The sequence below is a fragment of the Anaerosolibacter sp. genome, assembly GCF_029240175.1.
Classification (GTDB): domain Bacteria; phylum Bacillota; class Clostridia; order Peptostreptococcales; family Thermotaleaceae; genus Anaerosolibacter.
Window position 1 is genome coordinate 56,328 of the sequence record NZ_JARBTM010000026.1, and the last position, 14,043, is coordinate 70,370.

Consider the following 14,043-nt stretch of genomic DNA (forward strand, 5'->3'; position numbering starts at 1 on the left):
GGAGTTGCAACTGGTATCGTTTTCATGCTATACTATTTAAAGTACTATTTCATTTTTCTAAATTTTATAAACTCATTTTAAGGGGGAGGATTCATTTATGGAAAAAACACCTAGAAAAATATCAATTTGGGAAGCACTATTGGTTATTGCATTCCTAATTGGGGCATTGATGTATACAATCTTGCCACGATTCGGTGTCGAGGGTTCACCGCACATTCCAATTCTTGCTACTACTGTTTTCGCCGCTTTCATTGCCATAAGAGCTGGCTACAAGTGGTCAGATATTGAGGATGGTATTGTTGAAACCATTAAAATGTCAATGCAAGCAATTTTAATTCTTATGGTTATCGGTGCAATCATCGGTACATGGATTCAATCGGGTGCTGTACCTACGATGATTTACTACGGATTACAGATCTTATCTCCAGGGATATTCCTGGTAGCTACATGTTTGATTTGTGCCATTGTATCCCTTGCCACAGGAAGTTCCTGGACAACGGCAGGCACAGTAGGTATTGCATTACTTGGCGTTGGCGGCGGTCTAAATATTCCACTTCCAATCGTAGCAGGTGCAATCATCTCTGGTGCATACTTTGGTGACAAGATGTCTCCATTATCAGATACAACAAACCTTGCTCCAGCAATGGCTGGCGCCAATTTGTTTGATCACATCAAACACATGGCATTCACAACTGGACCTAGTTTATTGATCGCCTTGGTTCTTTATGGGTTCCTAGGTATGAAGTATGCTGGTCAAGAATTGAATGTAGCCGAAATTAATACTTTATTGGATGCGCTTAGTTCACAATTTACAATTACTCCATTGTTATTACTTCCTCCTATCTTGGTTATTGCCATGGTTATCTTTAAAGTACCTGCGATTCCTGGGTTGATTGGTGGTACGATCCTTGGCGGTATCTTTGCTGCAATTTTCCAAGGTGCGAGCCTTGGAGATGTTATCAACGCGGCCCATTACGGTTATGAATCAGCAACTGGCGTTGCAGCTGTTGATGAATTATTAACTCGAGGCGGTCTTGATAGCATGATGTGGACTGTATCTTTAATTTTAATCGCCATGGCTTTTGGTGGAACAATGGAAAAGACAGGAATGCTGCAAGTAATTGCTGAAAAGATTATGGTACTTGCAACCAATACAGGTTCCTTAGTTGTTTGTACAATCGCGACTTCTATCTTCACCAATCTAGTGGCTGGAGATCAGTATCTATCTATCGTGTTGCCGGGTAGAATGTATAAGCCAATGTGGGATCAAAGAGGCTATCATCCAAAGAACTTATCCCGTTGCTTAGAGGATGCAGGTACTTTGACATCTCCATTGATTCCTTGGAACACATGTGGTGCCTTCATGTTTAGTACTTTAGGGGTTCATCCATTTGCATATCTTCCATATGCATTCCTAAACCTAATCAATCCATTGGTGTCTATCTTCTACGGTTTCACAGGCATTACTATGGAGAAGCTTCCACAAAATCAATCTCAAAAAACTGCATAACAGAAAATATAAATACCTCTACTTTTCATCAGTAGAGGTATTTTTTATGACTTCTTGCAATATTTATGTAGTAAAGCTTATAAAGGGAGGTTCCTGCCATGAATCTATTGGATAAGGTTAAACAAGGAATGTTAGAAAGTACAAAAGTGATTAAAGAAATCTCCAGTGAAATGTCGGAAATGTCAAAAATGAAAGTAGCTCTTACCAAAGAAAAAGGTAAATTAGAAGAGCTATATTATGACCTAGGCAAAGCGATCATACACCCTGAGATTGCCAGTGATCACGCTGAAATTTTGCCTGAAGCTGCCCTGCTCATCCTTTATGAGGCACAAGCGGCGGTCAAAAATATCAAAGAATATGAAAGTAAGATTGAGCAGTTAAAGGGTATTGTAAAGTGTACCCAGTGTGGCACTATTTTTGATGAAGAGGCCAAGTTCTGCTCAAAGTGTGGTAACAAGCTTGAACCTACACAAGAGGTCATAGAAATCCTTGGGAATTCTGTTATGGTAGAAGAGGTTGCAGACCCTTCGCCAGCAGCTTCCGAAGATCAAGAGGTCGCTCCTGATGAAAAGCCTGAAGAGTAATCTTCAGGCTTTTCATCTGTTCATCAATTTTCAAAATAATATCCACACGCTGAATTGTTCATTTCTTCCATGTCTCGCTGATCCAAAGGAAAGAAGGCACATTGAGCTGGTCTCATCCAGCGATGATCGTTATAGACCCCACAAGAATTGTCAGTTCTTAGGAATGGACATCTATATCCCAATTGACAGCAGCGGCCGCACATTTTACAATTTCCCTCTCTTTTTTCCAGCTGACTCTCAACATAGTCTTTCCCAAAGTGGGATAAATAAAATCTTCGTATTTTTCCCTGATAATGCTTTCGTTCCATGTCTAAACTCCTTCTTTATCAGAATCATATATACAGTTAGCTTAGACAAAGAATTCACTTTCCATAAGCTGAGTTTTAGAAGCATGAACAAATATGATATACTAGTTTTGAACGAGACAAATGATTTTATGGACTACTTAGGAGGAGGCTTTACCGTTGCAAAATTCTTTTTTCCTTTTTCTACAGAATAAATTTCAAGTAAATTTAAATGAACAGCAGAAATCTGCTGTTTTGCATAAGGATGGCCCTGCCATTGTTTTAGCTGTCCCAGGGGCAGGTAAGACAACAATGCTGATTTGTAGGACGGCTTATCTGATTCTTTATCACAAGGTGAAGCCAGAACAGATTTTATCCATTACCTTCAGCAAGGCTTCTGCAAAGGATATGAGCAAGAGATTTAACAGTCTATTTGGATCGGCTGTTAAGGGAACAGTCCCTTTTTCTACAATTCACGGCTTCGCCTATAAGCTCATCCGTGAACATGGAAGGAAGCATCAGATTCAATATACTTTAATAGAAGGAGACCAGGTTGCACGGAACAAAACCGTCTTACTGAAGCAACTTTTTCACCAGATCAGCGGCGACTATATTTCTGATGACCAGCTAGAGGAATTAATCAGCACCATCAGCTATATAAAAAATTCCTTAACTCCTTTGAAAGCCTACTGCGAAGAGCATCGAGATATTGATCATCTCTATGAAATCTATACTCAATATGAGAATTATAAGCGCAAGCATCATTTTCTTGATTTCGATGATATGTTAACCTTGACCCTGGAGATTTTGGAAAAAGATACGGCACTACTTCAGTATTATCGCCAGCAATATCCCTACATCCAAGTGGATGAGGCCCAGGATACGTCTAGGGTACAGCATGAAATCATTCGTCTTCTTGCTGGATCTCAATGCAATCTGTTTATGGTAGCAGATGATGATCAATCCATTTACGGCTTTCGAGGTGCATGTCCTGAGATGCTTCTTTGTTTTCAAGATACATATCCTGGCGCTAAGTCTTTTTTTATGGAGCAAAACTACCGCTGCCCCAATGACATCGTGAAAATTAGTGATGCTTTTATCCAGACCAATCAGGCGAGATACCCTAAGAAGCTGTTTTCTAACCGGGAGGATCGCCGGGGCATGCAAATCATTCATTTGAGGGATGAACAGGATCAATTGAATTATTTGATTAACCAATTATCTGATCGAGATGATCTGTCCAATGCAGCGATCCTTTATCGTAATAATTTATCTGCTATTTCCTTAGCCGATAAATTGGACCGCCATGGCATCCCTTTTTATATTCGAGATAGTAAAAATCTATTCTTCCGTCATTGGGTTGTCCAGGATGTCCTCTCCTTTCTTAGGCTATCTCTAGATTTTGGCGATTTTGAGAGCCTTGAACGAATTTATTATAAAATGAACGGATATATTCCTAAAACAGCCATTCAGTACAGCAAAGCATCTCACTATGCCTCTGTTTTTGATAGATTATTAAATTTTCCGGAGTTTCGAAGTTATCAGCGAGACAATATCCACCGTATTTCCCTGAATTTTACGGAGCTATCCACCTTATCACCAAAGGATGCCTTTGATTTTATCGCATACACCTTGAACTATAGGGCTTATTTAGAGTCCCATAGTAAAAAGAATTCTCTGGACGGCATAGATTTGATTCTATCTCAATTAAAAACCATCGCTTTAGGGACCGATACCATCCAGGAATTTCTATCCCGCTTCGATGATCTCCAAAGGGTTTTGGAGGATTGCCAGTACAATCGATATACAAATGCGGTAGTATTGTCCACCATTCATTCCGCCAAGGGTTTGGAGTTTGATCGCGTTCTTATGGTGGATCTATTCGAGCAGCATTTTCCTGGAAAATCTAGTCTTGAGCAGGCCCGTAAGGGGGATTTGTCTTTATTAGAGGAAGAGCGCAGGCTGTTCTATGTGGGTATGACCAGAGCCAAAGAAAGCTTAGGACTTTTGGTCGTAAAATTAAAAAATGGTGAACTGATGAAGGTGTCTCGATTTGTGGAAGAAGTGGGAAATTGTGCCGAAAGGCTGCAGCTGACTTCTATTATTCCAGTTCAAACAACAGCACCTTCTCCCAATATCTCCCCTGGATCTAATCATCCTTTTTCCATTGGCTTAAAGGTAGTCCATCCAAAGTTTGGTATGGGGGAGATCAAAGACCTCCGTAAGGACATCTTGACAGTCCGCTTTGATTCCGTAGGGAATAGAGATTTGTCTATCAGCCTTTGTGTTGAGAAACAGATTTTGTTTCCAGCATAGATGTGCACCATAGTGCACAGGTTAAGTTTGAGGCTGAGGTTAAAAAAACGGACGTGCATTACACGTCCGTTTTTGATATCCTGATTTTTTTAGGTGCCCAATGGGCACCATCAATCTTAACCTCAACCTTAACCTCAATCTCTAATAATGTATTGGTTTGTCAATGGCACCATGGGCTGCCTCCATCACAATTTCTGATAGGGTTGGATGGGGATGGATGGCCTTAGCCACATCGTAGATGGTTCCTTCCATTTCCATGGATACCACAGCCTCAGAGATCATATCTGTGGCATGGACTGCCATGATATGAACCCCTAATATTTCTCCGTACTTCTTTTCGGCAATAATCTTTACAAATCCAATACTCTCCCCCTCCGCCAATGCCTTTCCATTGGCACTGAGAGGAAACTTGCTCACTACCACATCATATCCTTCTTCTTTTGCTTCTGCTTCCGTCAATCCTATAGCTGCCAACTCTGGAAAGCTATAAATACAGGATGGTACCAGTTTGTAATTGATACTGTTTTTCTTCCCTGCAATATTCTCTGCCGCTGTGATTCCTTCAGCAGAGGCTAAATGGGCCAACTGATACTTGCCATTTACATCACCAATGGCATAGACATCTAATACATTGGTCTGTAAATAAGCATCTACTTTGATTCCTTTTTGATCATAGGTGATTCCTAGGGATTCCATCCCTTCCACATTGGGCTGTCTCCCTAAGCTTACCAGAATTTTTTCTCCCATGTAGCTTATTTCTCTGCCCTCTACTTCGCAGATAACCTTGCTGCCTTCTACCTTCTTCAATTGACAGTTGGTAACAATCTGAACCCCTTGATCCATCAAATGCTTTTGCAAGGCCAGCGCTAGTTCTTCCTCCGTGCCCTTTAGAATACGACCAGAGCGCTGGAGCAGAATGACCTTTGTCCCCAAGGCGTTAAATAGGGTAGCAAACTCAACAGAAATTACCCCGCCGCCCAAAATTACCATGGTTTTGGGCAAATCTGTCAATTGCAGGGCCCCTTTACTCGTAATGGCAATCCCTTTCTCCATAGCTGCATGGAGCCCTTCAATCGTTGGGATAAACGGTCTTGATCCAGTAGCAAGGATTAAGTTTTTTGTTTTTAAGGTTTTATCCCCTACAACGATGGTTTGTTTATCTTTAAATACACCTGTGCCCATAAAAACGTCTATTCCATTTTTCTTTAGCAAGCCCTTTACACCATTCACAAGGCGTTTTACTACCATGTCCTTTCGGTTGCCCATCTGCTGCCAATTAATCTTTAAGCTGTCTTTGTCAATGCCCTCAATGCCAAAGAAATCACCTTTCAGTATCTCCTGATAAACTCTGGCATTTTTAAGCAGCGCCTTGGTGGGAATACAACCCCAATTCAAGCAGACACCGCCAATTTCATCCTTTTCCACCAAGGCAACCTTCATGCCCAGTTGGGCAGCCTTAATGGCTGCCACATAACCCCCAGGTCCTCCGCCTACTACGATTACATCATACATTTGTACATCACTCCTTGTGCCTACAGAAGCAACAATCTATAGGGATCACTCAAATACTTCTTCACATCATTCATAAAGCGTCCTGCATCACCGCCATCTACAACCCGGTGGTCAAAGGACATGGATAGGGGCAGCATATGGCGAATGACAAGCTCATCTTCTATGACAACTGGCTTCTTGCTGATCTTTCCTATACCCATGATGGCAACCTCAGGATAATTGATCACAGGTACCCCAAAGATCGATCCTACTGCCCCATAATTGGTGATGGAGAAGGTGCTCTCCTTTAGTTCATCTATCGTCAATTTCCTATTTCTTGCCCGCTGACCTAAATCATTCAATTCTTTGGCTAATCTAACAATGCTCTTTTGATCCACATTGCGGACCACAGGTACGGTTAAACCTTCTTCCGTATCCACAGCAATCCCTAGGTGATAGTATTTTTTCAATAGAATCTCTTCGGTTTCGTCATCCAATGAGCTATTGATTTTGGGATTTTTCTTTAATGCCAACACGATCGCTTTCATGATAAATGGCATAAAGGTCAAATGAATATCTTCATCGAAATGACCTTTTGCAGTTTCTCTGAATTTCACCAGTTCCGTCACATCAACCTCATCCATAGCCGTGGCATGGGGAGCTGTATGTTTTGATTGAACCATTTTTTTTGCGATGGTCTTTCTTATCATACTGAGGGGTACCCTCTCTATCTGATTCCTATCCTTTGATGCTGCTTCCAGCTTAGTTTCATGCTTTTGCTCTGGTTTAGAGGCTTCAGAATCCCCTGCTGTAGTTTTTTCCGCTGCAGCAGCAATGTCCGCCTTCATTACCCTGCCTCCTGGTCCTGTACCAGTTACGTTCCTAAGGTCAACCCCTAAATCATATGCCATCTTTCTAGCCACAGGTGTAGCCAACACTTTCCTTTTCGGCGGGATTGCTGCTTCCTGCTTTCTTCCCTCCGCACTGGCAGGAATTACTTCCGAAGATGCTTCTAAAGCACCCACAACCCCTGCATTCTCCTCTGCTACAGGTTCAACCGTTTGGTCTTGGCTCTTTCCGACTTCTCCTGTATCTACCTTAATCAATACTTGCCCTACATAGATGATCCCACCTTCTTCAGCAAGCAAAGCTATCACTTTCCCAGAATAAGGGGATGGAAGCTCTGCATTAACCTTATCAGTCTCCACCTCTGCAATGGTATCTCCTGCTTGAATCGTATCCCCGACCTCCATATGCCACTTCAGTAATTTTCCCTCATGGATTCCCTCGCCAATGTCTGGAAATTTAAATTCTTGAATCATATCCTCACCCCCTATGTTAAGAAATTTACTACTTCAAGAATTTTTTCGTAAATCATATCGGGGTTAGGCATGTAATATTGTTCTCCCCTTGGCAGCGGTACGATAATATCTGGTGCTGCTACCCTTGCAGGAGGTGCTTCCAGATGGAGAAATGCTTTTTCATTGACCAAGGCAATAATTTCTGAGGCTACGCCAAAACTCTTAACAGCTTCCTGTACCACAAGGATTCTTCCCGTCTTTTTTACTGATTGAATAATAGCTTCCCGATCTAGTGGTGCTATGGTTCTCAAATCAATGACCTCTGGAAAAATACCTTTCTTGTTGGCCTCTTCCACCGCCTTAAGGGTATCCTTTACCATGGCACCCCAGGTAACAATGGTTAGATCTTCCCCTTCCTTTACGACATTGGCTTTTCCGATTTCTATCACATAATCCTCTTCTGGTACCTCCTGTTTAAAGGCACGGTATATCCGCTTTGGCTCCATAAAGATCACAGGGTCTGGGTCCCGAATGGCCGCTGTCAGTAACCCCTTGGTATCATACGGCGTTGAAGGCATCACAATCTTCAATCCAGGGATATGGGCAAATAATACCTCAGGACTCTCTGAATGATGCTCCAGGGCCCTAATGCCGCCTCCTGATGGGAAACGAATCACCATAGGCAGTGTAAACCGACCTCTAGATCGATTTCTCATACGTGATACATGGCTGATGATCTGATTAAATGCCGGATAGGTAAATCCACAGAATTGAAGCTCCACCACAGGCTTTAGTCCATTAATAGCCATACCCACTGCCGCACCTACAATTCCCGATTCGGATATCGGTGTATCAAAGCATCGTTCAACGCCAAACTTTTCCTGTAGATCTACGGTAGCTCTGAAAACGCCGCCTTCATATCCTGCATCCTCTCCAAATACAACCACAGAAGGATCTCTTTCCATTTCCTGCATCAAAGCATAATTTACAGCTTGCACGTTATTTAACACTGGCATTATAGCATCCCCCTTTCCTGAAAGAAGGCTTTATATTCTGCGTATTGCTCTTCCAATAATGGTGTCATTTTTTCATACTGATATTTGAAGATGTCATCAAACTGTGTATTTCCCGACTGCTCCACTTCTTTAAAGGCGCGCTCCACTTCTTCGTCTGCTTCCTGGACAAACTGTTTTTCCATCTCATCACTCCAGAGTCCTCTACGTTCCAGATAGATTCTGAAACGCTTGATTGGGTCCTTTTCTCGCCATTCATCTACTTCCTGTTCCTCACGATACCGTGTGGGGTCGTCAGAGGTTGTATGAGGTCCTAGACGATAGGTATACCCTTCGATCAACGTAGGGCCTTCACCTTTTCGACCCCGCTCAACAGCTTCCTTTGTTGCTACATAAACAGCCAGAATATCGTTACCATCCACTTTGATTCCCTTGAATCCATAGGCATAGGCCTTTTGTGCAAAGGTTTCTGATGCTGTTTGGAAGTGCTTTGGTACCGATATGGACCATTGATTGTTTTGACAGAAGAATACAGTGGCTGCTTTATATACACCGGCAAGGTTCAAAGCCTCATGGAAATCCCCTTCAGAAGTACCGCCATCCCCAAAGTATGCGATGGAAACTTCATCCAGTCCTCGCTTTCTTGCCGCCATGGCCAATCCTACAGCATGGAGACACTGGGAGGATATAGGTATCGATACCGGGAGAATTCGTATATCGTCAGCTACTTTGCTTCCCATTTCGTTTCCATACCAATAAAGAAAAATCGTTTTCAAATCTACACCTCTTTGCAGCCAAGCCCCTAATTCTCGGAAAGCAGGTGCCATCCAGTCCTTCTTGGCCAACGCATAGGCACTGCCTACCTGACATGCCTCCTGCCCCTCATTTGGCGCATAGGTAAGCATTCTCCCTTGTCTTTGATACATTAGGGCCTTCCGATCCGCTGTCCTTGTATATAACATGGTCTTCATAAGTTTTACTAGGTCTTCGTCTGGAATCTGCGGAACCAAACTTTCATCCAGCACATTTCCGTCTTTATCCAGAATTTGAAGCATTTTTCCTTCGAATGGACTGTACTGATCAACAAGCATGACGTTCCCTCCTTTATAACATATATTCCATATATAGCCATTCGCACACTATCTAAACAGCGAATGATCACTTTAAAAGATATGTGTTTTTGCTTTCCTACATGCCCATGAAATCGTTGCTACGGTTACATTCATTTTCCAGACTATTCGTTTCTCCATTTCCATTTCTTGCCTTATGACGTATAATAAGGATGTACCCTATCAACTAAGACTCAGTTCAGATGGAGTTTGCAACTCCACCTGAACGCCAAGTCGTGTTATCCAGGGGCTGTACAACTCTTGTCTCCCGCTTGTATAAGCAGGGATCATAAATCTTTGATTTATTGATCATGTCTTAGAGTTGTTCGCCATCGGAAAAAGAAAAGAGGTCTTCCATGAAAAAGAAAATCAGTATCGGACGAACCTATGGTATCATCTTCGTGATTGTATTTGGTATTCTCCTGGCTATACAATTGGGTTATTCTGCCTATTATGGCTTACTCATAGGACTGCTGTTTACATCATATATGGTATATCTGCACGGCTATACGCCCCGTGAAATCTGTTTTATGATATTTAAAGGGGTCAAGAGTGCTTGGATTGTCCTTGCCATGATGGCATTGATCGGTATCCTGGTTGGATTATGGATGATGGGCGGAACAATTCCTACGATGATGTATTTGGGTTTTCAATACTTAGCAAATCTTAATTTTCTCTTGGCTACTTTTCTCATTACCAGTATGATCTCCATGGTCTTAGGTACCTCCTTGGGTACCATCAGCACCGTAGGCATGGCCCTGGTGGGTATTGGAAAAGGATTAGACATTCCCCTCCCCCTTTTGGTAGGCGCCATTGTATCAGGGGGCTATCTAGGTGACCGGACTTCTCCCATGTCCAGCAGTGCCAATTTAACAGCCGTTATTACGGAAACAAAGCTAGTGGACAACCTCTGGCATATGATGGCAACTACAGCACCCGTTTTTATCATATGTACTGCCTTCTATGGCATTCTAGGGAGGTCATTTTTGGTGAGTGGTCCCCATACTGGCCTGACGGATATTCAGCAAAAATTGATGGCTAATTTTCCGGTAAGTATCGTGCTGCTGATTCCACCTTTAACCATCATGATCATGGCAATCTTTCGATTTACCATGGTAAAAAGCTTAGGTATGGGACTTCTTACCACCTTGGTATGTATCTTATTTCAAAATCAGTTTACGCTTTCTCAAGTCCTTAAAGTTTCCCTGTTTGGATTTCACCCCACCAATGTGGATATCTCCAGCATTTTATCGGGTGGTGGATTGATTTCTATGAAAAATGTCATTTTAATCATTGCTGCTTCTACCGCCCTAAATGGAATACTAGACGGAACCCACATGATCGAACCTCTCATTCACCAGTTCGTTATAAAAATAAAAGGAATCGGCTCACTCATCCTTCATACGGCCTTTCTAAGCTTTATGATCGCTGTGGTTACCTGCAATCAAACCCTGGCAGTAATTATCCCTGGAAAGTTTCTGCAAAAAACCTATGAGAAAAATCAGATATCTCGTAGTACCTTGGCACGAACCATCGCTGATTCTGGTATTGTCCTCGTACCGCTCATTCCATGGAATGTAAATGGCGTCATGATTACTGCAATGTTTGGTATATCTGTGCTTCAGTTTAGTCCCTATGCGTTGTTGCCATATTTGCTGCCTGCTTTTACGATTCTATATGGTTATCTTGGCATATCAAGAAAGCCCTGGACTTAAGTCCAGGGCTTTCTTGATATATTTTCCTATCTGCTATTATTTTGTTTTAAATCTGCTCACATCTCCTGCCAGCTTCACTGCCAGCTCATTTAGAGCGTTAGCCTCCTGGGATACTTCCTCAGCAGCAGCTGATTGCTGTTCCATGGAAGCAGTAGCTTCTTCAGTAGCTGCTGATGCTGTTTGGGCCACAGACCAAATAGCCTCAATCACTGTCACCAGCTCATTCTTCTTATGATTGATATGTCCTGTCATCTTTCCGATGGATTCAATCCTCTCCATGATACCTTCGATAGATTTGAATATTTTGCCGAAGCTCTCATTTACCTTTTCAACAGCTTGACCTTGCTCCGAGGAACTGATCTTCACTTCTTCCATCACTTTAGAGGTATTTCGGCTTTCTTGCTGAATGCTTAGAATAATGCCTCTAATCTCCTCGGCAGCATGCCTAGACCCCTCCGCCAGCTTTCTTATCTCATCTGCGACAACAGCAAAACCTCTGCCATGCTCTCCAGCTCTTGCAGCCTCAATGGATGCATTTAGCGCCAACAAATTGGTTTGCTCTGCAATATTGCCAATGGTATCGATGATCATACCAATATTCTTACTGTCATTTTCCAATTCCTTTACAGCCATCTCAATCTTTTCGGTAGCTGCATGATTGAAACGCGTCTTTTCATCTAAGTACTCTAAATCCCCTAAACTAGTTTGATTTATATCCATAATTTCCTTGGTGGCATCCAACATATTTCCTGTATCCAAGGCCAATCGGTCAAATTCCTGGGCAATCTCTCGAACCTGCTCGGCACCTAGTTGAGCATCTATCGCCTGTTTGGTGGCACCTTCAGCAATTTCATCTACCGTATGGCTGAGGCTTTCGATGGATGCACTGGATTCTTGGGAAGCAGAAGCTAATCTTAGAGAGGCTTCCTCTACATCTTGTACAACGTGCTGTACCTTCTCAATAAGACTGCTTATTTCACCGATAGTGCCATTAAAAGATACGGCCAAACTGCCTATTTCATCCTTTGCGCTGGTTATAAAATTGCCACGAAGATCTCCCGCCTTCACGCGATCCATATGTTGGAGAAACCCTTCCATCCGGTTTGTCAGCCTTCTAGAGAACAAAACGGAAAGAATCAATGCGATGAGGAGGGATATTCCCCCTATGATCAAGGCACTTTGCAACAACCCGCTGGCGTCTTCTTCAATCTCATCTACATACATGGTGGTTAGGATTGTCCAATTCAATCTATCAATCGTTGTATATACTGCAAACTTCTCAAAGTTTTTACCATCCTCATGCCAAATATAATCAACCTGTCCAGCGTTCACTTTGCTAATGGCATTATTAATGGCTTCAGATGGGAGGGGCTTTCCGATCATCCCAGGGTCTTTATGGATCAGGGTGTTTCCTTGATCATCTAGGATGACAGGGTACCCCCTCTTTCCAACCTTTGTTTTGTTGATTTTCGCCGCCAATTCCTTCATGGAAAGATCAATGGCCAAAACACCAAAAACCTCCTGTGGTCGATCTTCATAATAAATGGGCAATGCTGCAGAGATAATCATTTCGCCTGTTATAGAATCCTGATAGGGATTTGTCCATACCAGTCCTTTCTTGCCTATTGCTTCTTTATACCATTCTCTGGTGGTAGGATCAAAGCCTTGCTCAAATTTAGCTTCTGGGTATATGATCATATCCTTGTTTTTTGTACCAATATACACATGCTTTATATCCTTGTTGGCCTCAATATAACTAACAAAATCCTTCATTAACCATTTTAGGGCTTCTTGATTTAATCCAGTAGTGTTCTGTTCTTCCGCCTCTGCTTGGGACGCCGAAGATACTGTGTCTGGTGCCGCTGTTAAGGTCTGAACACTGGATTGCTTGGACATCTTCTCTAGACCATTTCCGAATGACTCCATATAGATATCGATCGATGATTTCATCTCATCCATCATCTGCTGGGTGGAATACTTTAAATTTCTTTCAATGACTTGTACAGACTTTGAATAAGAGATTACTCCCAGAAGTATTAACGGAATTGTAATCGATAAAATAGAAAATAATAGAAACTGCCGCCCAATGCCAAATTTCACTTTACCCCCAACCTTCACACAGACCCTCTCCCCTTGTTCTTGTATTCTAGTATATTTTAGCAAAAGGGAGTGGTTTTTTTTGTCGAATTCTGCATGATGTAATAATATTTTTTCATATCTTGTTGATTTATCCCTATATATTCCATTTTTCGTTATTGTCAGTATATTCATTTCATTTCTATAATTACTTTCATGATTCTTAGCTGAATTATTTGATTCTAGCACCCATAGGAATGATGATTTTATTATCTTCGTCCTGGGTATGATAATTCTAAGAATAAATTTTGTTTCCCATTATATTTACAAAGAAAGAAGGGTTATCTTGAGTATGAAAGTGAAATTTATAAGCAATATTGAAATTGAAAAGCCAAATAACTTATTAAAGATAGCCAAGTCTGCAAGGGTAAAGATAAAGGATTCTTGTGACGGTAAAGGTAAGTGCGGAAAGTGCATCGTAAAAGTTCTGGAAGGCACTGTGTCCAAGCCTACAAAGCAAGAAAAAAAGCTTCTCGGCGAAGATAAATTATCCAAGGGCTATCGTTTGGCCTGTGAAGTGGAGGTTATGGATAATGCCATCATTAAATTGGTAAATAAATAGCTAGAGCCCATTGTCTCTAGCT

Annotated in this window: 11 protein-coding genes; 5 read left to right on the plus strand and 6 right to left on the minus strand. The window is 41.9% G+C overall.

Annotated features, from left to right (window positions below; translation table 11 throughout):
• Positions 1-97 precede the first annotated feature (97 nt).
• Both nhaC and K0R93_RS16205 read left to right on the plus strand, forming a co-directional pair.
• Complete coding sequence (gene nhaC, locus K0R93_RS16200; RefSeq protein WP_300303391.1) at positions 98-1,510, plus strand: Na+/H+ antiporter NhaC; 1,413 nt, start codon at positions 98-100, stop codon at positions 1,508-1,510.
• A 98-nt stretch (positions 1,511-1,608) separates the two neighbouring features.
• Positions 1,609-2,094 (plus strand): zinc ribbon domain-containing protein, encoded by a 486-nt coding sequence (locus K0R93_RS16205; protein ID WP_300303394.1) that lies wholly within the window; start codon positions 1,609-1,611, stop codon positions 2,092-2,094.
• Positions 2,095-2,117: 23 nt separating this feature from the next.
• Here K0R93_RS16205 and K0R93_RS16210 read toward each other — a convergent pair whose 3' ends face one another.
• Positions 2,118-2,402, minus strand: coding sequence for a hypothetical protein (locus tag K0R93_RS16210; RefSeq protein WP_300303397.1), 285 nt, complete (start codon positions 2,400-2,402; stop codon positions 2,118-2,120).
• 156 nt (positions 2,403-2,558) lie between these two features.
• On the opposite strand from K0R93_RS16210, the gene K0R93_RS16215 reads away from it, so the two are divergent.
• Positions 2,559-4,694, plus strand: a complete 2,136-nt coding sequence (locus K0R93_RS16215) for an ATP-dependent helicase (RefSeq protein WP_300303400.1) — start codon at positions 2,559-2,561, stop codon at positions 4,692-4,694.
• Positions 4,695-4,835: 141 nt separating this feature from the next.
• Here the strand turns inward: K0R93_RS16215 and lpdA are convergent, their stop codons facing one another.
• The 4 genes from lpdA to pdhA are packed head-to-tail and all read right to left on the minus strand — an operon-like array spanning position 4,836 to position 9,590.
• Complete coding sequence (gene lpdA, locus K0R93_RS16220) at positions 4,836-6,206, minus strand: dihydrolipoyl dehydrogenase (RefSeq protein WP_300303403.1); 1,371 nt, start codon at positions 6,204-6,206, stop codon at positions 4,836-4,838.
• Positions 6,207-6,226: 20 nt separating this feature from the next.
• Positions 6,227-7,507, minus strand: coding sequence for a dihydrolipoamide acetyltransferase family protein (locus K0R93_RS16225; RefSeq protein ID WP_300303406.1), 1,281 nt, complete (start codon positions 7,505-7,507; stop codon positions 6,227-6,229).
• Positions 7,508-7,518: 11 nt separating this feature from the next.
• Positions 7,519-8,502 (minus strand): alpha-ketoacid dehydrogenase subunit beta, encoded by a 984-nt coding sequence (locus tag K0R93_RS16230; protein WP_300303409.1) that lies wholly within the window; start codon positions 8,500-8,502, stop codon positions 7,519-7,521.
• On the minus strand, positions 8,502-9,590 hold the full coding sequence (gene pdhA, locus K0R93_RS16235) for a pyruvate dehydrogenase (acetyl-transferring) E1 component subunit alpha (RefSeq protein WP_300303412.1): 1,089 nt from the start codon (positions 9,588-9,590) through the stop codon (positions 8,502-8,504). The genes K0R93_RS16230 and pdhA overlap by 1 nt, the downstream gene beginning before the upstream one ends.
• Before the next feature lie 374 nt (positions 9,591-9,964).
• On the opposite strand from pdhA, the gene K0R93_RS16240 reads away from it, so the two are divergent.
• Positions 9,965-11,323, plus strand: coding sequence for a Na+/H+ antiporter NhaC family protein (locus tag K0R93_RS16240; RefSeq protein WP_300303415.1), 1,359 nt, complete (start codon positions 9,965-9,967; stop codon positions 11,321-11,323).
• Between the two features lie 36 nt (positions 11,324-11,359).
• Here the strand turns inward: K0R93_RS16240 and K0R93_RS16245 are convergent, their stop codons facing one another.
• Complete coding sequence (locus tag K0R93_RS16245; RefSeq protein ID WP_300303418.1) at positions 11,360-13,441, minus strand: methyl-accepting chemotaxis protein; 2,082 nt, start codon at positions 13,439-13,441, stop codon at positions 11,360-11,362.
• Positions 13,442-13,751: 310 nt separating this feature from the next.
• On the opposite strand from K0R93_RS16245, the gene K0R93_RS16250 reads away from it, so the two are divergent.
• Positions 13,752-14,021, plus strand: a complete 270-nt coding sequence (locus K0R93_RS16250) for a 2Fe-2S iron-sulfur cluster binding domain-containing protein (RefSeq protein WP_300303421.1) — start codon at positions 13,752-13,754, stop codon at positions 14,019-14,021.
• Positions 14,022-14,043 lie beyond the last annotated feature (22 nt).